The sequence below is a fragment of the Pseudomonas sp. NMI760_13 genome (assembly GCF_021283245.1).
In the GTDB taxonomy this organism is placed as follows: domain Bacteria; phylum Pseudomonadota; class Gammaproteobacteria; order Pseudomonadales; family Pseudomonadaceae; genus Aquipseudomonas; species Aquipseudomonas peradeniyensis.
Genome location: NZ_JAJSRC010000012.1, coordinates 14,874 through 36,669 on the forward strand (window position 1 = coordinate 14,874; position 21,796 = coordinate 36,669).

Consider the following 21,796-nt stretch of genomic DNA (forward strand, 5'->3'; position numbering starts at 1 on the left):
CTGTGGGAGCGGGTTTACCCGCGAATACGATGGTGCACTCACCGACGCATTCGCGGGTAAACCCGCTCCCACAGCGTATACTGTCGGCTCTTTTTTCCATCGGTAATCTCTCGTCCCATGTCCACCCTCGCCACCGCCCTCGCATCCTGCGACATGCTCCTGATCGATGGCCTGCACGCCTTCGACTTCACCTTCGACGCATCCGGCCTCACCATCGAGTGCATGGATGGCCGCCAGCTGCGTCGCTGGACCTTCACCCCCGACCAGATCAGCGCCGCCATCGGCGCGGGCGACGATTGGAGCCTGGCCAGTGACGAAGGCGAGCATCGTCTAGTCTGTATGAGTGCCTTTCGTGCCCCGGATGAAGAAGACGATGAACAGGAAATGGACACGCCTGCTGACCACTAGCCTCATGGCTTTGTCAGTCAACGCCCAGGCCGCCACGTTGCTGGTGGGCAGCTACACCGACAACGGCAGCGAAGGGATCTACCGCTACGACTTCAATGTCCGCACGGGGCAGATCGACGCTACGCCCCGGCAGGTGGTCAAGAGCGTCAGCCCCTCGTGGCTGGTGCTGTCCGCCGACCAGCGCCAGTTGTTCGCGGTCAATGAAACGCCAAAGGGCCAGGTCAGCAGTTTCTCGCTGGGCAAGCAGGGTGAGATCAAGCTGCTGAACCAGGTGCCCAGCCAGGGCGACGAGCCGACCCACGCCAGCCTCAGCCACGACCAGCGCTACCTGTTCGTTGCCAACTACGCCGTTGCCCCCGACCCCGGTGGCAGCCTGGTGGTGATCCCGGTGGCCCGGGACGGCAAGCTCAAGCCTGTGGTGCAGCAGGCCCGGCATGCGCCGAGCAAGGTCAATCCCGAACGCCAGGCCGGTGCCCATGTGCATTCGCTGGTGTTGTCGCCCGATGGCCGCCACCTGTACGCCAGCGACCTGGGCGCCGACAAGGTGTTCATCTACCGCTACGACGGCGCGAGCCCCGAGCATCCGCTGAGTCCGGCGATCCCGCCTGTGGTCGAGTTGCCACCTGGCAGCGGCCCGCGTCACCTGCTGTTCGACGCCAAGGGCCGGCATGCCTACCTGACCCTGGAGATGAGCGCCGAGGTGGTGGTGTTCGATGTGCAGGACGGCGCGTTGACCGAGCGCCAGCGCCTGCCGCTGACCGAGAGCAAGGACGCTGCGGCGAAGGCCGCTGGTGGCCTGCACCTGTCGGCCGATGGGCGCTTCCTCTATGTCAGCAACCGTGGCACTGCCAACGAGATCGTGGTGTATGCCGTGGGCAAGGACGATGGCCAACTTACCCTGCTGCAGCGCCGTTCGGTGGAGGGCGACCATCCCCGGGAGTTTGCCCTCGATCCGGATGGCAACTACCTGCTGGTGGCGAACCAGAAGAGCAACCAGATCGTGGTCATGCGCCGCGATCCGCGCAGCGGCAAGCTGGGGGACACGGTGCAGAAGCTGCCCCAGCAGGCGCCTTCGGATCTCAAGTTTTTGGAATGAACCTGCGTTTGCCCTGTAGGAGCGGCCTTGTGCCGCGAAAGGGCCGCAGAGCGGCCCCAGGATTTCAGCGTTAATGCATCAATCGCCGGGGCTGCTGTGCAGCCCTTTCGCGGCACAAGGCCGCTCCTACAGGGGGCGCGTGTCCAATTATCGATGGGGGTGATATCCGCTACTGCTGCAATGAATTTTTCCAGGCAGATGCATCGGCGTAAGTTTTGACCCAAGGCCCCAACGGGCTAACGTCAACCACCGAAGTCGAGGTCAGCCCACATGAACTTCAATCTCTTCCCGGTCATCGCCGCTTCCGCCATCTCCGCCTCCGTTGTACTGCCAGCCCACGCCCAACTTGAGCAAAGCGCCAAGGCGTCCAACACCCACAGCTACACCCAGAAGTACCTGCAGCAGAGCGCGCATTTTCATGCCGCCCTGAGCAAGCACGCCAATTGAGTGTGTAAAGCCATTGGTAATGGCACAACGCCATGTGATTTAATTTGACGCTGATTTTTTGACTCGCCAAAGGGGCAGAGCATGATGTGGCGTATCACGGCGGTAGTGCTGTTGTTGATGTCCGCGCCGATCCTGGCGCTTTGAGCGATACGCTGTCTCACTTGGCCATCACGGCCTTGAACAGCGGCGATGCCAGCCAGCCCTGCAACCAGCTCCGCAACCGCGGATAAGCCGCCTCGGCGAACCATTCGGGTTCGACCCCGGCAAACTGGCGCATCAGGGGCAGCAAGGCGGCGTCCGCCAGGCTCGGGTGAGCGGCCAGCAGGTAGGGCCTGGTTTCGAGCAGGCGTTCCAGCTCGGCCAGCCAGGGTTCGGCCTGGGCGCGGTAGTACGCCCGGGTGTGCTCGGGGTAGCGCTCGGCGTACTTGTACAGGTTCACCTGCGCCTTGAAGGTGCTGTCGTTGCGCGTGATCAGCGTTTCGGCCTGTTGCGCGGCAGCGGGGTCGGCCTGCAGGCGCCAGTCTTCTGGATCATGTTGGGTGAGCGCCCAGCGCATGATGTCCAGGCTTTCCTCCAGCACCGCATCCCCGGTATCGAGCACCGGCACCGTGCCCTTGGGCGACAATGCCAGCAGCCCGGCCGGCTTTTCCTTCATCTTCACCTCGTGGACCTGCACGTCGCAGCCGGCGTAGCGCAGGGCCAGGCGCGCGCGCATGGCCCAGGGGCAGCGACGGAACGAGTAGAGGATCACCCGCACACCTCCACGTCGCTCAGGCCATTGCCCTGGCGGCGCACCTGGATCTGCACCGGAATGCGCTCGTGCATCTCCTGCACGTGGGAGATCACTGCCACCTTGCGCCCCTGGGCCTGCAGGCCGTCGAGGGCGTCCATGGCCAGTTGCAGCGACTCGGGGTCGAGGCTGCCGAAGCCTTCGTCGATGAACAGCGATTCGATACGCAGAGTGCTCGACGCCATGGATGCCAGGCCCAGGGCCAGGGCCAGCGACACCAGGAAGGTCTCGCCGCCCGACAGCGAATGCACCGAGCGCAGTTCGTCGCCCATCTCGGTGTCCAGCACGAGCAGGCCCAGGGCACTACCGCCGCGCTTGAGGCGATAACGCCGGGCCAGCTGGCGCAACTGGCTGTTGGCGTGATGCAGCAGCAGGTCGAGGTTGTAGCCCTGGGCGATCTTGCGGAACACATCACCCGAGGCCGAGCCGATCAACGCATTCAGACGTGCCCAGCGTTGCCATTGCTGGTAGGCCTGTTCGATCTGTTCGGCCAGGGCCTGGCTGGCCTGTTGCCGGCGCTGGTCCTCGGCCTGTTGGGCGCGCAGCTCGGCGCATTGCTGCTCCTGGGCTGCCAGCTGTGCGGCCAGTTCGGCGAGGGCGGTTTCCAACGCTTCGACGGGCAACTCGCCGTGGGCCTGGGCAGTGTGTTGCTGCAGTCGCTGCTCACGCTCTCCTAGCAACACGCGGCCTTGCTCGACGGCTTTTTCCGCGGCCTGCAGGCGTTGACGCAGCTCGCCCACCTGGCTGTCGTCGATGGCCAGCAGGCGGCCGAGGCCGGCGTCGTCCAACTCCGGGTGTTCGCTGCGCCACTGGGCGATTTCGCCCTGTAGCTGCTGGTGCTCCTGCTCCAGTGCCTGCTGGCGCTGCTGGTTGGCCTTGAGCTCGCCGGCCAGTTGCACGCCCTGGGTGTGCAGCGCCTGCAGTTGCCGGGCGCTGTCTGCCTCGGCGGCGCGGGCCTGTTCCAACTGGGTGTCCATGTGCTGCTGCCAGGCTTCGGCGCTGGGCTGGTCGCCGAGCAGCTCGCCCAGGGTGGCCTGGGCCTTGTGGCGTTGCTCCTCCAGCACGGCGAGTTTCTGTTGCAGCTGCTGCTGGCTGTGCAGGCGTGCCTGTTGCTGATCGCGCTGTTTGTCCAGCTGGACCTGGCGAGCCTGTTGTTCTTCCAGCTCGTCCTTGCGCAGGTCGAGTTGCTGGCGGCGCTGGGCAATCTGCTGGTCGAGGCCGAGGAACGCATTGGCCGGGTCGTCGCGCAGGGCCTGGAGAATGTCCGGGGGCAGCACGCTTTCGAGGCTTTCGAGGGCCTGCGCGAGTTGTTGCTCGTCGGCGGCCAGGGCCTGGTGCTGCTGGTCGAGGTGGCGCTGGGCCTGTTGCTGGGCTTCGCCGGCGGCCTGCAATTGCTGGGTGAGACGGGCGGCATCCCTTTGCAGGGCGAGCAGGGCGCCCTGGCGTTTCTCGTCGCGGTCGATCTCGTCGCCGAGGCGGCGCAGCTGACCGTCGAGCCACTTGCCACGGGCGCTGTCGTCCTGCGGCGCCAGCGCTGGCCACAGGGCATGGGCCTGAACCTGCTCGAGCACGGGCTGCAACTGCTCGCCCAACTGCTGCTGTTGCTGCTGGTAGTCCTTGAGCTGGGCGTTGACCACGCCCAACTCGGTGCGCAGCTCCACCAACCTGGTATTGAGCTGTTCGACCTGCCGCTGCGCCGCCGCTTCCTCAGCCTGGTCGTGGCGACCGAGGCTGTGCAGCAACGCTTCGGGCTGATGGAACGGGTGCTCGGCGCTGCCACACACCGGGCAGGGCTCGCCATCGCGCAGCTGGGCGCGCAGTTCCTCGACGCTGGTGTTACGCGCCAGGCGCTGGCGCTCGAGCAGCTGGCGGGTCAGGGTCAGCGCCTGCTCGGCGCCCTCCAGTTCTGCCTTGGCCGCCGTGCCTTCGCCGATCAGTTGCTGGCGCTGCTGCATGGCCTGTTGCTGGCGCTCGCGCAGTGTATTGAGGCCGTTGCGCAGTTCCATTTCGCGGCCATGCAGGCGCGACAGTTCCTCGACCGCGCGTTGCTGCTTGCGGTTGTCCTGGAGCATGGCGCCGAGCAGGTCGATCTGCTCGGCCAGCGCCTGGGGTTCGGCCCCCGCCTCGCGGAACAGCAACTCGAAATGTTCGCGCTGGGCTTGCAGCTGGGCGTTGGCCTGGCTGGCCTGGGCCTGCAGGCCGGGCAGCTCTTCGCGGCCCTTGGCCAGGCGGCCGCCGATCAGCATCACCTGCTTGAGTTGCGGCAGGTAGGCCTGCCAGGCGTCGGCCAGGCTGCCGAGCGGTTCGCTTTCGGCCAGAGCGCTGTCGATCTGGGCCAGTTGCTCCAGGCTGCGCTGCTGGTTGTCTTCCAGCAGCTGCAGTTGCTGCTGGGCTGCATCGACTTCCTGTTCGGCCTGGGTGCAGGCTTCCCGTTGTTCGGCAAGCTCCTTGTCCAGGCGCGTCAGGTCGCCCTGGGCGGCGAAGGCCTGGCGCAGGCGCGGGGCGTTTTCGCCGTGCAGGGCCTGGTGCTGGACCAGGTGCTGGCGGGCCGTTTCCAGAGCCTGCTGCAGCGCGTCGGTGTGTTGCTGCAGTTCGGTTTGCTGGCGCAGTTGCTGGTCGATATCGGCCAGCACCGGGGCCAGTTGCCCGGCCAGGTGCTGCTGGCGGTGGAACTGGTGGCGCTGGGGCGCCAGGCGCTCCAGGCGTTGCAGGTCGACGCGCTGCTCGGCCAGTTGCTGCCACTCGTGTTGCGCATTTTGCAGGGCCGTGCCGGCTTCGCTGTGCTGGGCCTGCAGGCGCTGCTGTTCGGCAAACCAGATGCGCTGCTGTTCCAGTTGGCGCTGGCGCGCCTGTTCGGCCTTGAACTGCTGCTGGGCCTGTTCCAGTGCCTGGTCGAGGGCGGCGCGGGCTTCGGCTTGCATCGGCAGCAGGTGTTCAGCCTGCTTCTTCAGGTCGTTGTGAACCTCGCCGGTTTCCCGCGCCTTGCTGAAGGCGCGTTGGCCCAGGCGGGTGTAGATCGCGGTGTTGGTGAGTTTTTCCAGCAGTTCGCTGCGCTCGCGGTCGTCGGCCTTGAGGAAGGCGCCGAATTCGCTCTGGGCCAGCATCACCGCGCGGGTGAACTGCTCGAAGTTCAGGCCCAGGCGGGCCTCGACCAGTTGCTTGTATTCGTTCTTGCCGCTGCCCAGCAGCTGCTCGCTGTCCAGGTCGTAGAGGCTCTGGCGGCTGTTCTGCAGCTTGCCGGTGGCTTTTTCGCGGGCGCGGTTGGCTTCCCAGCGGGCGCGGTAGCGGCCGCCGTCGATGCCGACGAAATCGACTTCGGCGAAGCCGCTGCCGGTGCCGCGGCGCAGCAAATTGCGCGGATCCGAGGTGGGGATCTCGCCGTCGGCGTCCGGCACCTTGGCTTCCCGGGCGATGTCGTTCAGGCGCGGCACGCTGCCGAACAGCGCCAGGCACAGGGCGTCGAGCAGGGTGCTCTTGCCGGCGCCGGTGGGCCCGGTGATGGCGAACAGGCCAGCGCTGGCCAGGGGCTCGGCGGTGAAGTCGATATCGACCGGGCCGGCCAACGAGGCCAGGTTTTTCAGGCGGATGGCGAGGATCTTCATGCCTGCTCCTCCTCTTGCAGGACGTCCTGCAGCAATTCGGCGAAATCGGCCAGGGCCTGCTCGTCGGCGGGGTTGCCGTAGACCTGCTCCCAGGCGCGGCCGAACAGGTCCTGCGGGGTCATCTGGGCCAGCTCGACGAAGGCTTGCTCGTCGTCTTCGGCGCGGCCGCTGCCGGCGTATTCGGCGCTGATGCGCACCAGGCGCACAGCCTTGCCCTGCAGGGCGCCTTCGATCTGCTGGCGCAGGTCGGGCTGCGGCTCGTCCAGGCGCACCCGTACTTCCAGCCAGGGCTGGCGGTTGGGGTCTTCGAGCAGGTCGATCACCGGCAGTTGCCCGAGCTGTTCGAGCAGTTCGCCCAGCGGCGCCGGGCCGACCCGTTGCAGGGCCACCGCGCGGGGTACCGGACGCGGCTCGATGCTGACCAGCTCGGCGCCGTCCAGCTCGACTTCCAGGACCTGGTGCGGGTAGTTGATCTCGGCGAACGACAACGGGATCGGCGCGCCGCTGTAGCGGATGCGGTTCTCGCGGTTGACCTTCTGCGGCTTGTGCAGGTGGCCGAGGGCGACATAGCTGATGGCCTTGTCGAACAGTTTGGCCGGCAGGGCCTCGGCATTGCCGATGATCAGGCTGCGCTCGGAGTCCTCCGAGATACTGCCTCCGGCCATGTGCGCGTGGCTGATGGCGACCAGCGCCTGGTCTTTCTTGCGCTTCTTCTGCGCCGCGGCGATCAGTTGCTCATGGACCTGGTTGATGCCCTGCAGGTAGTCGTCGCCCAGCGCGGGGCCGGTGACTTCGGCCGGACGCAGGAAGGGCAGGGCCAGGCACCAGGCGCCGACCTTGCCGCGGGCGTTGGTCAACGGGATCAGCAGCCGCTCGGTGTCCAGCTGGCCCTCGTCGAGCCAGTGCACCCGGCCCAGGGCGTGGGTGCGCAGGCGGCGCATCAGCGGCGCCGGCAGCTCGATGCGCGAGCCGGAGTCGTGGTTGCCGGCGATCATCACGATGTCCAGCTTGGGCTGTTGCTCGTGGGCCTGGACGATGAAGTCGTAGAGGCGCTCCTGGGCTTTGACCGGCGGGTTGACCGTGTCGAAGATGTCGCCGGCGATCAGCAGCGCGTCGGGCTGGCGCAGGCGCAGTTGGCCGAGCAGCCAGTCGATGAAGCAGGCGTGTTCGAAGTCGCGTTCCTGGCCGTGCAGGCTTTGACCCAGGTGCCAGTCGGAGGTATGAAACAGACGCATGGAAGATCCGTTGGGTGAGCGGCAGGGGGCTTATGGACAAGGGCGCTATGGTAACTCATCGCGGGGCGGGCACCGAGTGGCGTTCCCTATGTGTCTGGCGAAAGAGTTGCAGCGCCGATGAGATCGAGCGCCGCGCGGGCGGCGCGCGATTTCGAACACGCTGCAAGGCTCAAGGCATGCTCGGCTACTTCGGATACAACGGCGGCAAGCTACCCGCTTCCCCCGACGGCGCCAGCACCTGCTCGGCCGGCGGGATCGAGCCGATCGCCCGCCACAGCTCGTCGCCGTGCCAATACTGGCCACTCTCGCTGTACAGCGCGCCATTCAACCCATCCAGTGCATCGGACAACGGCACGAAGCGCGCCGCCATCTCGGCCAGGGTTTCCGGCTGCTGCCGGGCCCAGGCGTCCAGCGCCTGGCGGGTAGCCTGCGGGTCGTTGGCCTGGCAGGCGCGCTTGAGGTCGTCGAGCAGCGTGCGCGGGCTCGGGCCGGCCTGCGCCGCGCGCAGCACCGCCGGTTGCGAGCGGGCCCGCCACCACAGGGTGAAGCCGAGCAGGGTGGTCAGGGCCAGGACCAGCGTGGCCAGTTGCCAGGGCCAGAGCGGGCCGGGGCTCAGGTTGCCGTCGCCGACCGGGGTGTCGGCGCTCAGCGCCGGGTTGTCCTGCACGTTCAGGGTGCGCGCCGGCAGACTGCTGTGTTCCAGGTGGTCTTCGCGGGTGTTCCACCAGGTCACCTCCAGCGCCGGCAGGGCCAGGTCGCCGGCGTGGGTCGGCACCAGCGCCTCGCGTTCCTCGCGGTTGGCGACCATGCCGCGTTCGCCGATCTCGTTGCGCAGCAATGGCTGGTCGGGGTAGCGGCGCAGGCCGGTGGCCTCGGTAGCCGGCAGTGGCGGCAACTGGGTGCTCGACAGACCCTCTGCGCGCACGGTGATGTTGCGCGTCAGCGAGTCGCCGATCTGCGTCGGCTGGCGCTCCGGGTCGGGGTTCCAGTGTTCTTCCAGGGTCAGGCTGCGGGCCGGCAGCCAGGGGCGGTCGGCCGGGTAGCTGGCCGGGATCGGTTTGACCGTCAGGCGCAGCGGCAGCGAGCTGACCTGCACCTGGCGGCCGACCCGCGGTGTGCCGGCCGGCTGTTCGCCATTGTCGGCGGCGGTGGCGGTGAAGCGCAGCGGCGGCACGTCAAGGCTGCCGCTCTGTTGCGGATAGATCGCATAGCGGGTCTCGATCACCCCGTGGCGCACGCCGTTGATCTCTTTCTCATAGGTGCGCGACTCGCCCAGCGGGTCGACCTTGGCGTTTTCCAGCTGCAGTGGGCTGAGGCTGCTGTCGTCGTACAGCGCCACCGAATGGTAGATGCGCAGGGTCAGCACGGCCTGGGCCTGGACATAGACCTCGCTGCTGTCCAGGGTGGCCTCGACGAACACCTGCGCCGCCGCGTCGGGGCGCTGGCTGTCGGCCTGCTGCACCTGCAGCTCGATGGCCTGGCTGCGCGACTGGCCCAGCTGCAGCTCGGGGATGCGCAAGCTGCCGCTGCGCCGGGGCAGCAGGGTGATGATCCAGCGGGTGCTGGCGCGGGTTTCGCCGTCCAGGGTGTGCAGGCTGTTGAGCTGGCGCGTGCCGCGCACCTCGAAGTCGGGTTCGAGGGTGCGCAGGTCGGGCTTGCCGAACTGGGTGACGTCCTGGCTCTCGAGGGTGAGTTCCAGGGTTTCACCGGCTTCCAGGCGCGTGCGGTCGACGCTGGCCTGCAGGATCGGTTCGGCCTGGGCCGCGAGGCTCCACAACAGGCCTAGGAGAAAGACGCCGAGGCGACTCATCGTGGGGTTTCCTGATGCAATTGCTGTTCGTACCAGAATTTGCGCCGTAGCAGTTCCGCCGGGTTGTCGGGGATCTCCCGCAGCCATTGCTCCAGGGCCTGGCGCTGTTCGGCGTCAAGGCTGGTGGAGAGCGGCCGCTGGGGCGGCTGGGTGAGGTTGTCGTCATCGCCGCCGGCAGCGCCGGGCGGGGCCTGGGCGTTGCCCTGGCTGTCGCCGTTCTGCTGGCCCTGGGCCTGTTCGTCGCTGCCGGGCGTGCCCTGGGCCTGGCTGCTGGTCGAGCTGCTGTTGCCTTCGGTCTCGTTGCCGGGGGTGCCTTGGGCATCGGCGTTGCTCGGTTGTGTCTCGGCGCTGGCCTGGCGCTGTTGCAACAATTGCTGGACCAGGGCCTGATTGTCCAGTGCCGCCTTCAGGTCGGGCTGGCGCTCCAGCGCCTGCTCATAGGCGTCCAGCGCCGCCTCCAGCTCGCCGGCGCGGGCCAGGGCGTTGCCACGATTGTAGTGGGCGGCCGCCGTGCCGGCCTGGGCAAACGCGGCAGCGGCGCCTTCGAAATCGCCGGCCTGGTACAAGGCCATGCCGCGCCATTGGCTGTCCTCGAAGTGCCGGGCTGCCTCGGCGGGGCGTTGCCGCTCCAGCAGGCGCTGGCCCTGCTGGTCGGGGCGCAGCCACAGGTCGTTGAACTCGAAGGCCTGGCTCGGTTGGGGCAGGGCTAGCAACAGGGGCAGGCAGAACAGCCAGCCACGCCGGCCGGCGCAGGCGGCGAGCAGCAGCAGGGGCAACAGCAGCCAGTAGCCCTGATCGGCCCAGCTGTCCAGTTGCAGGGTCTGGCCATCGTTGTGCAGCAGCCGCGGGTTGTCGAACAGGCCCAGGCCGCGCAGGTCGAGGTCGTCGATGCGGGCGTGGCGGTAGCGCCCGCCGGTCGAGCCGATGAAGCTCTTCAGCGAGGCGCTGTCCAGGCGTGGCAGGAGGATGCCGCCCTGATCGTCCTTGAGGTACTCGCCATTGGCCTGGCGCACCGGGGCGCCTTCGCCGCTGCCGACGCCCAGCATCAGCAGGCTCGGGCCCTGGCGCCCGAGGGCCTGGCGGATGCCTTCGCGCTCGGGTTCGCTCAGTGACGAGCCGATCAGCAGCAGGCGGCCCTGGCCGAGGCCGCTCTGGGCGAGCAGGGCCAGGCCCTTGTGCACGGCGAGGTCGGCACGCTGGCCGGGCTGCGGCATGATCGACGGGTCGACGGCCTCGAGCAGGTTGCGCGTGGTGCCCAGGTCATCGGACAGCGGCACCAGGGTGTGGGCGGAGCCTGCGTAGACGATCAGCGCGGTCTGGCTGTCACGACGGTGCTCGAGCAGGTCGAGGACCTTGCGCCGGGCCTGTTCCAGGCGGTTCGGCGCGCTGTCCTCGGCGAGCATCTGCGGCGTCAGCTCGAGCAGGATCACCAGCGGGTCGGCCGGGCGCTGGCGGGTTTCCTCCAGGCGCTGCCAGCTGGGTCCGAGCAGGGCCAGGACGATCAGCAGCCAGGCCAGGCCCAGGGCGATCCACGGCAGCTTGCTGGTGCTGCCGCTGCCGCCGCCGAGCAAGACCGCATGGAACGGCTGCGGCAGGATCAGCTGCCAGCGCCCGGCGCGCTTGCGCCGGTGCCAGAGCTTGAACAGCAGCCAGCCGAGCAGGGGCAGCACCAGCAGCCAGAGCGGGCGCAGCCATTGTGGCCAGAGTTCGATCATCGCCGCCTCCTCAGGCGCAGGCGCTTGAGGCGCTGGCGCCATTCCGGGTGGGGCTGCAGGAAGCGTGGCTTGCGCAGCAGGCGTTGCAGCAGGTTGTCCGGCCATTGCACGGCCACCACCAGCAGCACGCTGAGCAGCAGCGCCAGGGCCAGTGGCCAGGCATACAGTTCGTGGGCGGTGCGCGCCTGGGTCGGCTGCTGGGCCACCGGTTCCAGCTGGTCGAGGGTGTCGCCGATGGCGCCCAGCTCGGCGCCGTCATGGGCGCGGAAATAGCTGCCGTGGGTGATCTCGGCGATCTCCTTGAGCGAGGCTTCGTCCAGGTCCAGGCTCGGGTTCAGCCCGAGCAGGCCCGGTGTGCCGCTGGCCTCAGGGTTGGCGCCGATGCCGATGGTGTAGATACGCACGCCTTCCTGGGCGGCCAGGCGGGCGGCGGTCAGTGGGTGGATCTGCCCACCGTTGTTGGCGCCGTCGGTGATCAGGATCAGCACCCGGCTCTGCGACGGGCGCTGGCGCAGGCGCTTGACCGCCAGGCCGATGGCGTCGCCGATGGCGGTGTTCTTGCCGGCGATGCCGATCTGCGCCTCGTCGAGAAAGGTTCGCACTGTGCGCCGGTCGAAGGTCAGCGGGGCCTGCAGGTAGGCCTGGCTGCCGAACAGGATCAGGCCGACACGGTCGCCCTGGCGGTCCTGGAGGAAGTCACCCATCAGCGCCTTGACCAGGTCCAGGCGGCTGATTTCATCGTCCCTCCACTGCATGTCGGGGAAGTCCATGGAGCCCGACACGTCCACCGCCACCAGCAGGTCGCGCCCGCTGGCCGACACCGGCAGCGGATCGCCCAGCCACTGCGGACGGGCGGCGGCCAGCAACAGCAGCAGCCAGATCAGGATGAACGGCGCCTGCTGGCGCCAGGTCGGCAGGTTCAATCGTGCGCGGCGCCCGGCCAGGCCTTCGAGTTCGTCGAGAAAGCCCACCTTGAGCACCGGCTCGCCGCTGTCGGCGGCGGGCAGCACCAGGCGCGCCAGCCAGGGCAGCGGCAACAGCAGGAAGATCCACGGCCAGGCCAGTTCAAACATGCTTGCGGATCCAGGTTTCGACCGCCTGGGCGAGCCCGGCGATGGCCTTGTCGTCGAGCTTGCACTCGGGTTTGTAGGTGCCTTCGACCAGCACCATCCAACGGGTCAGGCCGGCGGCCGGGCAGCGGTTGTCGAGAAATGCCAGCCATTTACGGCCGCTGAGGGTGTGACTGTTGGCGCCGGGGTACTGGTTGCGGCACAGGCGCTTGAGCAAGGCATTGATCTGTTGCAGCCAGGCGCCGGCCGGCGCGCCGTCGTAGGGGCGCGGCAGGCGTGCCAGCTCGGCGAGAGCCTCGACACGGATCGGGTCCAGCGGCAGTTCGGCGCGCACCACCTTGCGCTTGCCCGGGCGCCAGCGACGCAGGCGCCAGGCGCCCCAGCCGAGCAGCGGCAGCAGGGCCAGCAGCAGCCACCAGCCGGGCGCGGGCGGCCACAGGCCGATGGCCGACGGCGCGATCAGCGGCTGCAGCTGGTCCAGCGGATTCATCGGGTACTCCCGGGACGCTGCGCGTTCAGGTACTCGCGCAATTGCTCGATCATCTCACTCTGGGTGCTCAGTGGCATCAGCACCACCCGCAGTTTCTGCGCCAGCAGTTCCCAGCGCTCGATGCGCGCCTCGGCTTGCTGGCGATAGGCCTGGCGCAGGTTGGCATCCAGCGTGTCGAGTTCCAGTTGCGCGCCGCGCTGGGCGAAGCGCAGCAGGCCGGCGGCGGGCAGGGCATGGTCGAGCGGGTCGCTGATCGGCATCAGCAGCACGTCGCAGTGGCGCGACAGCATGGCCAGGTGCTGCTCGACACTGGCACTGAGGGCGCGCTCGTCGCAGATGACGATGGCCAGGCTGCCCGGGCGCAGCACCTCGCGCGCCCGGCGCAGGGCCAGGCCCAGGCTGTCGGGCTGCGGCACGGCCTCGGTGTGCAGGGCCTGGTTGACCTTGGCCAGGCGGTTGAGCAGTTGCAGCAGGCTCTGCTTGCTGCGCCGTGGCTTGATCTCGTGGGGCTCGCTGTCGCCGAACACCAGCCCGCCGATGCGGTCGTTGTGGCCCAGCGCCGCCCAGCCGAACAGGGCCGCGGCCTGGGCCGCCAGCACCGATTTGAACACCAGTCCGGAGCCGAAGAACAGCCGCTGGCTCTGTTCGACCATGATGAAGATCGGCCGCTCGCGCTCTTCGTGGAAGAGCTTGGTGTGCGGCTCCTGGGTGCGCGCGGTGACGCGCCAGTCGATATTGCGCACGTCATCGCCGGCCTGGTAGACACGCACCTGGTCGAAGTCCACGCCGCGGCCACGCAGCTTGGAGTGGTGCAGGCCCACCAACGGGCTGCGCTGGCCGGGCCGGGAAAACAGCTGGATCTCGCGCACGCGGTGGCGCATGTCGATCAGTTCGGCCAGGCCGATGCGGATGCCGGGTTCGGCCTGCGGGGTGGTGGGCATGGGGTCAGGCGACGGCAACGACGTCGAGGATGCGCTGGACCACGCGGTCCTGGTCGACCCCGGCCGCCTCGGCCTCGAACGAGAGGATGATGCGGTGGCGCAGCACGTCGAACAGCACTGCCTGGATATCCTCGGGGCTGACGAAGTCGCGCCCGGCCAGCCAGGCGTGGGCACGCGCGCAGCGGTCCAGGGCGATCGAGCCACGGGGGCTGGCGCCGTAGGCGATCCAGTCGGCCAGTTCGCCGTCGAACTTGGCCGGAGTGCGGGTGGCCATGACCAGTTGCACCAGGTATTCCTCCACCGCATCGGCCATGTACAGGCCGAGGATTTCCTTGCGCGCGGCAAAGATCGCCTGTTGGCTGACCCGCCGTTCGGGCTTCACCTCGCCGCCCAGCGCTTCGCCGCGGGCCTGCAGGAGAATGCGCCGCTCGACCGCGGCATCCGGGAAGCCGATCTTCACGTGCATCAGGAAACGGTCGAGCTGGGCCTCGGGCAACGGGTAGGTGCCTTCCTGCTCGATCGGGTTCTGCGTGGCCATCACCAGGAACAACGGCGACAGTTCATAGGTGCTGCGCCCGACACTGACCTGGCGTTCGGCCATGGCTTCGAGCAACGCCGACTGCACCTTGGCCGGGGCGCGGTTGATTTCGTCGGCCAGCACCAGGTTGTGGAAGATAGGCCCTTGCTGGAACACGAAGCTGCCGGTTTCCGGGCGGTAGATCTCGGTGCCGGTAATGTCGGCCGGGAGCAGGTCGGGGGTGAACTGGATGCGATGGAATTGCGCCTCGATGCCTTCGGCGAGCTCCTTGATGGCCTTGGTCTTGGCCAGGCCCGGGGCGCCCTCGACCAGCATGTGGCCGTCGGCCAGGAGCACGATCAGCAGGCGCTCCACCAGTTTTTCCTGGCCGAGGATCTGGGAGGAGAGAAAGGTGCGCAGCGCGATCAGCGCTTCACGGTGTTCCATCGTTGGCGGTTCCTGGGGATGGGCCCTGGCGCGCTGTGAGCGGTGGCCGGGCGGGGGTGGATACTTTAATCCATCCGGGGGTGCGGGGACCAATGGCGGTTTGCAAAATTAGTGTAAAGCAGCGAGTGGGGGCCGAAGACGTTGCGAGCCGTTCGCCTGCAAGCCTGGCCCACTGATGAACCTTTCATGACAAAACTTCGGTAGCAAAGCGCCACCCCCGTCAAAGCCATGGATACCGACAAGGCATCTGGCCATCAGGCCGGTCGAGCCTTGGGGAACGGCCTGGGAGCGGGGCGATGGGGACTATGGAACGCTACACGAAGGTGGGAATGCAGGAGCTTGACCAGCGCCTGGCGAAGATCGTCGAGGCCGCGCGCAAGCAGCCGGTCTCGGTCTACCGCTACGGCGCGCCGTGGGTCTGGATCGTCTCCCAGGAAGACTGGCAGGGCGCCCTGCGCGAGGTGGCCAGTTGCGTGCCGCCCGGGCATTCGCTGGCGCTGCTCAAGCCGCGTATCGAAGCCTTGCTGGACGAGCACCGGACCGCGCTGGCCCAGCTGGCCGAACAGCAGGGCATGATCATCGCCCCGCACACGCTGATGCATGTGTTGCTGCTGCAGCTGCTGTATTCGGTGCCCAGTGAGAAGCAGCTCTACGAGCAACTCAACTACAACCTGCTGTTCCGCTGGTTCGCCGGCCTGGAACTGAAGTCGCGGGTGTGGAACTTCAGCCTGTTCAGTCATGACCTCGGTGTGCTGCTGGGCAGTGCCATGGCCGTGTCACTGCTGCAGCGCATGGTCGACGAGGTGCTCGGCGCAAGCTTGCAGGCCATGCCCGAGTTCAGCCTCAACCTGGCCCTGCTGCACAGCTGGCTGGCACGTCACCAAGGTCAGGCCGCGCCTGACGCAAACCACTAGAAACCCAACGAATTCCTGGCGCTCAAGGGGGCGGTGTGGAGCATTTTTTCTTCAAGCGATGCGGCATGGGCGCAGGGCTGCTGGCGTGCCTGTTGGCGGGCAACGTGGCCGCCGACGAGGCGCAGCGCCGGGTCGAGATCAACGAGTACGTGGTGCGCGGCAATACGGTGCTCGACGCCCAGGCCATCGAAGAGGCGGTCTATCCCTACCTGGGGCCGGACAAGACCCTGGCCGACCTCGAAGGCGCCCGCGAGGCCCTGCAGAAAAGCTACCAGGCCCGTGGCTACCAGTCGGTGTTCGTCGAGCTGCCCGAGCAGAAGGTCGAGGGCGGCGTGGTCTACCTGCAAGTGAGCGAAACCAAGGTCGGCCGCGTGCGCGTGGTAGGTGCCAAGCATTACTCGCCGTTGGAGATTCGCGAGCAGGTCCCGGCACTGGAGGAGGGCAAGGTACCCGACTTCGCCCAGGTGCAGGACGAGCTGGCCACCCTCAATCGCACCCCGGGACGGCAGGTCATGCCGCTGGTGCGCGAAGGGCAGCGTCCGGGCACCATGGACGTCGACCTGCAGGTCGAGGACAAGCAGCCCTGGAACCTGAGCCTGGGCCTGAACAACGACCGCAGCGCCGACACCGAGAAGCTGCGCAGCGTCGTCAGCCTGGGCTACAACAATCTCTGGCAGGCCGGCCACAGCGTCTCGCTGAGCTGGTTCACCGCGCCCCAGGACCGTGACAACGCCGAGGTCTGGTCCGGTTCCTACGCCGCGCCGCTCAATGAGCGCTGGACCGTGCAGTTCTCCGGCTACCACTCCGACAGCAACGTCGCCACGGTGGGCGGCACCAACGTCCTGGGCAAGGGCCATTCCTATGGCGTTTCGGCGATCTACAACCTGCCCGGCGTCGGTGCCTGGGCCAACGCCCTGTCGATCGGCGTGGACTTCAAGGACTTCGACGAGCAGGTCGGCCTGGGCGGCAGCAGCGACAAGGTCCCGCTCAAGTACGCCCCGATCACCCTGGGCTACACCGGCTACCGCTTTACCGAACAGGACCAGCTGAGCCTGGGCCTGAGCCTGGTGGCCGGCACCCGCAGCCTGCTGGGCTACGGCAGCGATGACGCCGAGTTCGACTACAAGCGCTACCGCGCCGATTCCAGCTTCGCCGCGCTCAAGGGCGACGGCAGCTACACCTTCGACTTCGCAGGCTCCTGGCAGAGCGCCTCCAAGCTGGCCTTCCAGCTGGCCTCGGGGCCACTGGTGTCGAACGAGCAGTTCGCCGCCGGCGGTGCCACCTCGGTGCGCGGTTACCTGGCCGCCGAGCGCACCGGGGACGACGGCCTGCTGTTCTCCCAGGAGCTGCGCACCCCGTCCATCGGCCGCTACGTCGGCAGCTACATCAGCGACTGGCGCTTCTACCTGTTCGCCGAAGGCGCCCAGCTGCGCCTGCAGGACGCGCTGCCCGAGCAGGACGACCGTTACAGCCTGGCCAGTGTTGGCGTCGGCACTCGCGCCACGCTCAACGACTGGCTGTCCGGCAGCGTCGACTGGGCCGTGCCGCTCAAGGATGGCCCCAACACCGACAAGAACGCTTCCCGTGTGCACTTCAGCGTGCAGGCGACCTTCTGAACTCACTGACCGGCATCGACCTGGAGACCTCTCATGCAACGCCTGATATTGACCTTGCTGCTGTGCCTGGGCTTCGCCCTGCCGGGCAGCGCCAGCGCCTGGTGGCAGGACGACTGGATGTACCGCAAGCAGATCGCCGTGGACACCACGCCCCAGGGCGCCGGCCTGACCCAGGCGCTGGGGCGCACCGCGCTGCTGGTGCGCCTGCATACCGGCAACTTCAGCTTCGACGGCGTCAGCGAGACCGGCGCGGACATCCGCTTTGTCAGCGCCGATGACAAGACGGTACTCAATCACCATGTCGAGCAGTTCGATCCGCTGATGGGCATGGCGCTGATCTGGGTGGACGTGCCCCGTATAGAAGCGGGCCAGCGCCAGGACCTGTGGATGTACTACGGCAACCCGAAAGCCCAGGCGCCTGTCGGCCAGCCCAGCTTCGACGCCGACTACACCGCGCTCTACCACTTCGACGGTGCCACCGCCCGCGACGCCAGCCCCTATGGCAATCCGTTGCAAGGGCCGACGGTGAGCGTCGACGGCGTGATCGGGCGGGCCATCCAGCTCGGCGGCCAGGGCCTGCAACTGCCGGCCAGCGCCTCGCTGCAGTTGCCGGCAGGTGCGGCGTTCACCTTCAGCGCCTGGCTGCGCCAGGACCAGGCGGTGGGCGAGCAGTTGCTGCTGGCCCGTCGCGAGGCCGGCCACAGTCTGCTGCTGGGCCTGGCCCAGGGCGTGCCTTTCATCGAGGTCGACGGCCAGCGCGCCAGCGCCAACCAGGCCGTGAGCGCCGGTCAGTGGCAACACCTGGCCCTGGTGGGCGAGGGCGGCAACCTGAGCCTGCTGCTCGAAGGCCAGCCGGTGGCGCGCCTGGCCGCCAGCCTGGCGGCCTTCAGCGGTGCCATCGGCGTCGGCGGCGACTTGCCGGCGACCGAAGGCGAGGCGGCCAGTCAATTCGCGCCGTTCGTGGGCGCCCTGGACGAACTGCGCCTGTCCCGCGTGGCCCGCAGCCAGGCCAGCCTGCAGGCCGACGTACTGGCCCAGGGCGCCGAGTCGCGCCTGGTGGCGTACGGTGTCGACGAGGAACAGTCAGGCTTCGGCTTCGGCGGCCTGGGCTTCCTGCTCAAGGCGGTGCCGGTGGACGCCTGGGTGATCATCGCCATCCTGGTGCTGATGATGGTGCAGTCGTGGGTGATCATGCTGCGCAAGCAGCGCACCCTCAACCGCGTCACCGCCGCCAACACTCGCTTTCGCGAGCGCTTCGCCACGGTCGGCACACGCCTGGAGCAGTTCGCCGACGATCAGGACCTGCATGCGCGGCTGACCGACTCCTCGCTGTGGCGCCTGTACCTGGTGGCCGTGCAGGAACTGCGCACCCGCCGCGCCCAGGGCGCCGACACCCGTGAAGTGTCCGCAGCCACCATCGAGGCCATCCGCTGCTCCATGGACGGCGTGCGCACCCGCGAGAACCAGGCGTTGTCGTCGAAGCTGTCGACCCTGTCCAACGCCATCGCCGGCGGCCCCTACATCGGCCTGCTGGGCACGGTGCTGGGGATCATGGTGGTGTTCCTCGGCACCGCCATGGCCGGCGACGTCAACATCAACGCCATCGCCCCGGGCATGGCCGCGGCGCTGCTGGCCACCGCCATGGGGCTGTTCGTCGCCATCCCCGCGCTGTTCGGCTACAACCGCCTGACCACGCGCAACCGCGAGGTCAGCGCCGACATGCGGGTGTTCGTCGACGAGTTCATCACCCGCCTGGCCGAATTGCACGGCGAGGGCCAGGCCGGTGAAGCGGCGATGCGTCCGGGCGGGCGCAGCGTCAACCCGTCGGTTCCGGCGTGAGGGCGCAGCCATGGCATCCGTGAACAACGCCCATGACGACGACGCCGACGCCGCGGTCGACAGCATCAACATCACCCCGCTGGTGGACGTGCTGATGGTGGTGCTGGTGATGTTCATCCTCACCGCTACCGCGCAGGTTTCCGGGATCCAGGTGCAGTTGCCCAAGGCCAGCGCCACGGTGTCGCTGGCCCAGCCCAAGACCAAGGCGATCTCGATCAACGACGCCGGCCAGGTATTCCTCGACGCCTACCCGGTGACGCTGCAGGAGCTGGAGGACCGCCTGCGCAGCGAGAAGGCGCGCAATCCCGACTTCCCGCTGATCGTGCGCGGTGACGCGGGCGTGCAGTACCAGAAGGTGGTCGAGGTGCTCGACCTGCTGCGCCGTCTCGAACTGGCCCAGGTCGGGCTGGTCACCGGCAAACCGAACCAGGGATGAGCGCAGGCATGGAACGTACAACCAACCCCCGCCGCCTGCTGACCTGGGCCGTGCTCGCCGTCGCCGGCGCCGGCCTGGCCTGGCTGCTGTGGCAGTGGGCCAATGACATGGCCGGGGTGCGCCGCGAGGCGCCCAAGGTGCCGGCGATCATCCCGCTACCACCCCCTCCGCCGCCGCCACCGCCCGAGCCGCCCAAGGAGCCCGAGCCGCCGGTCGAGGAGAAGATCGTCGAGCCGCAGCCGGTGCCCGAGGCCGAGGAGGTCAAGCCTGCCGAGGAGGCGCCCGACCCGGCCCAGGACCTGGCCGAGCCGATGCAGATGGACGGCGACGCGCAAGCAGGCGGCGACAGCTTCAACGTCGGCGCCGGCAAGGGCGGCGGCATGGCCGGTGGCGGCGGTGGGGGCCTGGGCAGCGGTACCTACAGCCAGTACCTGGCCTACGCCTTCCAGCGCCTGCTGCGCGACAACCCCGAGCTGCGCAACCTGGTGTTCAACCTGCAAGCCGAGATCTGGCTCAGCGCCGCCGGCGAGATCACCCGTGTCGAGTTGCTGCGCGGCAGCGGCGAGCCGGAGGTGGACGCCCAGGTGCTCGCCGCCCTGCGCGGTGCCGGCGCCCTCGACCAGCGTCCGCCCGCCAACCTGACCTTGCCGGTGAAGATCGCCCTGCAGGGGCGCCGGCCATGAACAACGAAGCACGACTGACCCACAGGAGTTGCAAACCCATGAAGTGCCCAGTCAACCGATTGACCCTGGCGCTCGGCCTGCTGGCCGCCGCCACCGCGGTCGGTCCGACCGTCGTCCACGCCGCGCCGTCGGAGAACGCGACCGTCAACCTGATCCGCCTGCTGGTGGAGCAGGGCGTGCTCAAGCAGGACAAGGCCGATGCGCTGATCGCCCAGGCCGAACGTGAAGCCCAGCAGGCGCGCGTCGCCGGCAGCGCCGCGCCGATTGTCGCCCAGGCCCCGGCGGCCAACGGCGAGGTGCGCGTGCAGTATGTGCCGGCCATCGTCCGCCAGCAGATCCGCGACGAGATCAAGGCCGAGGTGATGAACACCGCCAAGCAGGAAAACTGGGCCGCGCCCAACACCTTCCCCGACTGGGCCTCGCGCATCAGCTTCGACGGTGACCTGCGCCTGCGCTACGAGTCGCGCTCGTACGCCGACGGCAACAGCAACGAGATCGTCGATTTCGCCAAGCTCAACGAAAAGGGCCCCTACGACGTCAACCCCAACAGCAGCTCGAGCCTGCCGCCCTTGCTCAACACCCGCGAGGACCGCGACAGCCTCCTGCGCCTGCGGGCGCGCTTCGGCCTCAAGGCGCAGTTGGCGGAAAACTGGGTGGCCGGCATCCGCGTCGCCACCGGCTCCAACAACAACCCGGTCTCGACCACCCAGAACCTCGGTGGCGGCTTCGGCAAGAAGGACATCTGGCTCGACCAGGGCTACGTCACCTGGACGCCGAGTGAGCGCCTGACACTGACCGGCGGGCGGATCGCCAATCCGTTCATGTCCACCGACATCCTGTATTCCCACGACCTCAACTTCGACGGCGTGGCGGCGCTGTTCGACCAGCCGCTGGGCCGCGACCTCAGCCTGTTCGGCACCGTCGGCGCATTCCCCGTGCAGTACAGCGACGACAACGCCACCAGCAACGGCTTTGACAAGGAAGACAGCGACAACAAGTGGCTGTACGGCGCGCAACTGGGCGCGAAATGGGCGCTCAACGACAACAACCGGCTCAAGGGCGCGATGGCCTACTACCGCTTCGATGACATCGCCGGCGAGCGCTCCAGCCCCTGCGCCCCGTGGGACGGCCAGCCGGCCTGCGACAGTGACGAGAGCCGGCCGACCTTCATGCAGAAGGGCAACACCGTGTTCCTGCTGCGCGACATCACGCCGAACCCGGCCAACCCGACGGCCACGCCGCAGCCGCAGTTCGTCGGCATCGCCTCGGAATTCGAGCTGCTCGACCTGAACCTGGTATGGGACGCCGACCTGCCTCATGACTTCAAGCTGCGCAGCCAGGCCAACTACATCCACAACCTGGCCTACGACGAGGGCGACATGCGCAAGCGCTCGGCCGGGCAGTTGGCCAACAACGTCGACGAAAACGGCAATATCAAGAGCGGCGGCGACGCCTGGATGCTCCAGTTCACCCTGGGCAACGCCCTGGACATGCGCAAGGCCGGCGACTGGAACCTGTTCGCCGGCTACAAGCGCATTGAGCCCGACGCGCTGCCGGACGGTTTCAACGACTCGAGCTTCCACCTCGGCGGCACCAACGCCAAGGGTTATTTCCTCGGTGGCAACTACGGCCTGGCCGACAACGTCTACGCTACAGCCCGTTGGTTGAGCAGCGAGGCGGTCTACGGCGCGCCGTTTGACATCGATGTGCTACAACTTGAAGTCAACACGCGGTTCTAGG

At 68.0% G+C, this 21,796-nt stretch carries 17 protein-coding genes and 1 pseudogene; 9 read left to right on the forward strand and 9 right to left on the reverse strand.

Translation table 11 applies throughout. The annotated features are described in order from the left end of the window. Nucleotides 1-117: 117 nt before the first annotated feature. From LU671_RS14420 to LU671_RS14430, 3 genes are all read left to right on the forward strand, one after another. Entirely contained in the window at nucleotides 118-408 is a 291-nt protein-coding gene (locus LU671_RS14420) for a DUF5629 family protein (RefSeq protein WP_232856004.1), read from the forward strand. After that, nucleotides 374-1,504 (forward strand): lactonase family protein, encoded by a 1,131-nt coding sequence (locus tag LU671_RS14425; RefSeq protein ID WP_232856005.1) that lies wholly within the window; start codon nucleotides 374-376, stop codon nucleotides 1,502-1,504. The genes LU671_RS14420 and LU671_RS14425 overlap by 35 nt, the downstream gene beginning before the upstream one ends. A 270-nt stretch (nucleotides 1,505-1,774) precedes the next feature. Then, nucleotides 1,775-1,951: a hypothetical protein gene (locus LU671_RS14430; protein ID WP_167388412.1), complete on the forward strand. Its 177-nt coding sequence runs from the start codon at nucleotides 1,775-1,777 to the stop codon at nucleotides 1,949-1,951. 157 nt (nucleotides 1,952-2,108) lie between these two features. Here the strand turns inward: LU671_RS14430 and LU671_RS14435 are convergent, their stop codons facing one another. The 9 genes from LU671_RS14435 to LU671_RS14475 form a co-directional block, all read right to left on the reverse strand. Beyond that, nucleotides 2,109-2,702, reverse strand: a complete 594-nt coding sequence (locus tag LU671_RS14435; protein WP_232856006.1) for a glutathione S-transferase — start codon at nucleotides 2,700-2,702, stop codon at nucleotides 2,109-2,111. Beyond that, entirely contained in the window at nucleotides 2,699-6,343 is a 3,645-nt protein-coding gene (locus tag LU671_RS14440) for an AAA family ATPase (RefSeq protein WP_232856007.1), read from the reverse strand. The genes LU671_RS14435 and LU671_RS14440 overlap by 4 nt, the downstream gene beginning before the upstream one ends. Further along, on the reverse strand, nucleotides 6,340-7,578 hold the full coding sequence (locus tag LU671_RS14445; protein WP_232856008.1) for an exonuclease SbcCD subunit D C-terminal domain-containing protein: 1,239 nt from the start codon (nucleotides 7,576-7,578) through the stop codon (nucleotides 6,340-6,342). Before LU671_RS14445 ends, LU671_RS14440 begins: the two co-directional genes overlap by 4 nt. Nucleotides 7,579-7,762: 184 nt before the next feature. After that, on the reverse strand, nucleotides 7,763-9,388 hold the full coding sequence (locus LU671_RS14450) for a BatD family protein (protein ID WP_232856009.1): 1,626 nt from the start codon (nucleotides 9,386-9,388) through the stop codon (nucleotides 7,763-7,765). Beyond that, entirely contained in the window at nucleotides 9,385-11,103 is a 1,719-nt protein-coding gene (locus LU671_RS14455) for a vWA domain-containing protein (RefSeq protein ID WP_232856010.1), read from the reverse strand. Before LU671_RS14455 ends, LU671_RS14450 begins: the two co-directional genes overlap by 4 nt. Further along, a complete protein-coding gene (locus LU671_RS14460; RefSeq protein ID WP_232856011.1) occupies nucleotides 11,100-12,176 on the reverse strand; it encodes a vWA domain-containing protein in 1,077 nt (358 codons plus the stop codon). Before LU671_RS14460 ends, LU671_RS14455 begins: the two co-directional genes overlap by 4 nt. Beyond that, the gene (locus LU671_RS14465; protein WP_232856012.1) at nucleotides 12,169-12,663 is read right to left on the reverse strand and encodes a DUF4381 domain-containing protein; all 495 of its coding nucleotides are present in this window, start codon (nucleotides 12,661-12,663) and stop codon (nucleotides 12,169-12,171) included. Before LU671_RS14465 ends, LU671_RS14460 begins: the two co-directional genes overlap by 8 nt. Further along, a complete protein-coding gene (locus tag LU671_RS14470; protein WP_203647501.1) occupies nucleotides 12,660-13,604 on the reverse strand; it encodes a DUF58 domain-containing protein in 945 nt (314 codons plus the stop codon). Before LU671_RS14470 ends, LU671_RS14465 begins: the two co-directional genes overlap by 4 nt. Before the next feature lie 4 nt (nucleotides 13,605-13,608). After that, the gene (locus LU671_RS14475) at nucleotides 13,609-14,568 is read right to left on the reverse strand and encodes an AAA family ATPase (protein WP_203647500.1); all 960 of its coding nucleotides are present in this window, start codon (nucleotides 14,566-14,568) and stop codon (nucleotides 13,609-13,611) included. Nucleotides 14,569-15,167: 599 nt separating this feature from the next. Between LU671_RS14475 and LU671_RS29730 the strand changes: the two are divergent. The 6 genes and pseudogenes from LU671_RS29730 to LU671_RS14505 form a co-directional block, all read left to right on the forward strand. Next, nucleotides 15,168-15,267: pseudogene (locus tag LU671_RS29730) on the forward strand (transposase); the annotation flags it as partial. A 280-nt stretch (nucleotides 15,268-15,547) separates the two neighbouring features. Continuing rightward, on the forward strand, nucleotides 15,548-17,098 hold the full coding sequence (locus tag LU671_RS14485) for a ShlB/FhaC/HecB family hemolysin secretion/activation protein (protein ID WP_232856014.1): 1,551 nt from the start codon (nucleotides 15,548-15,550) through the stop codon (nucleotides 17,096-17,098). 33 nt (nucleotides 17,099-17,131) lie between these two features. After that, on the forward strand, nucleotides 17,132-18,937 hold the full coding sequence (locus tag LU671_RS14490) for a DUF2341 domain-containing protein (RefSeq protein ID WP_232856015.1): 1,806 nt from the start codon (nucleotides 17,132-17,134) through the stop codon (nucleotides 18,935-18,937). 10 nt (nucleotides 18,938-18,947) lie between these two features. Continuing rightward, nucleotides 18,948-19,373, forward strand: coding sequence for an ExbD/TolR family protein (locus LU671_RS14495; RefSeq protein ID WP_050707632.1), 426 nt, complete (start codon nucleotides 18,948-18,950; stop codon nucleotides 19,371-19,373). An 8-nt stretch (nucleotides 19,374-19,381) separates the two neighbouring features. Continuing rightward, nucleotides 19,382-20,056: an energy transducer TonB family protein gene (locus LU671_RS14500; protein WP_232856016.1), complete on the forward strand. Its 675-nt coding sequence runs from the start codon at nucleotides 19,382-19,384 to the stop codon at nucleotides 20,054-20,056. Nucleotides 20,057-20,094: 38 nt separating this feature from the next. Continuing rightward, nucleotides 20,095-21,795, forward strand: coding sequence for a putative porin (locus tag LU671_RS14505; protein ID WP_232856017.1), 1,701 nt, complete (start codon nucleotides 20,095-20,097; stop codon nucleotides 21,793-21,795). Nucleotide 21,796 lies beyond the last annotated feature (1 nt).

Coding starts and splice junctions, on each gene's coding strand:
- LU671_RS14495 (WP_050707632.1), top strand. CDS start 18,948: ATGGCATCCGTGAACAACGCCCATGACGACGACGCCGACGCCGCGGTC.
- LU671_RS14475 (WP_203647500.1), bottom strand. CDS start 14,568: ATGGAACACCGTGAAGCGCTGATCGCGCTGCGCACCTTTCTCTCCTCC.
- LU671_RS14470 (WP_203647501.1), bottom strand. CDS start 13,604: ATGCCCACCACCCCGCAGGCCGAACCCGGCATCCGCATCGGCCTGGCC.
- LU671_RS14500 (WP_232856016.1), top strand. CDS start 19,382: ATGGAACGTACAACCAACCCCCGCCGCCTGCTGACCTGGGCCGTGCTC.
- LU671_RS14440 (WP_232856007.1), bottom strand. CDS start 6,343: ATGAAGATCCTCGCCATCCGCCTGAAAAACCTGGCCTCGTTGGCCGGC.
- LU671_RS14455 (WP_232856010.1), bottom strand. CDS start 11,103: ATGATCGAACTCTGGCCACAATGGCTGCGCCCGCTCTGGCTGCTGGTG.
- LU671_RS14450 (WP_232856009.1), bottom strand. CDS start 9,388: ATGAGTCGCCTCGGCGTCTTTCTCCTAGGCCTGTTGTGGAGCCTCGCG.
- LU671_RS14420 (WP_232856004.1), top strand. CDS start 118: ATGTCCACCCTCGCCACCGCCCTCGCATCCTGCGACATGCTCCTGATC.
- LU671_RS14430 (WP_167388412.1), top strand. CDS start 1,775: ATGAACTTCAATCTCTTCCCGGTCATCGCCGCTTCCGCCATCTCCGCC.
- LU671_RS14425 (WP_232856005.1), top strand. CDS start 374: ATGAACAGGAAATGGACACGCCTGCTGACCACTAGCCTCATGGCTTTG.
- LU671_RS14490 (WP_232856015.1), top strand. CDS start 17,132: ATGCAACGCCTGATATTGACCTTGCTGCTGTGCCTGGGCTTCGCCCTG.
- LU671_RS14465 (WP_232856012.1), bottom strand. CDS start 12,663: ATGAATCCGCTGGACCAGCTGCAGCCGCTGATCGCGCCGTCGGCCATC.
- LU671_RS14460 (WP_232856011.1), bottom strand. CDS start 12,176: ATGTTTGAACTGGCCTGGCCGTGGATCTTCCTGCTGTTGCCGCTGCCC.
- LU671_RS14505 (WP_232856017.1), top strand. CDS start 20,095: ATGAAGTGCCCAGTCAACCGATTGACCCTGGCGCTCGGCCTGCTGGCC.
- LU671_RS14485 (WP_232856014.1), top strand. CDS start 15,548: ATGGGCGCAGGGCTGCTGGCGTGCCTGTTGGCGGGCAACGTGGCCGCC.
- LU671_RS14445 (WP_232856008.1), bottom strand. CDS start 7,578: ATGCGTCTGTTTCATACCTCCGACTGGCACCTGGGTCAAAGCCTGCAC.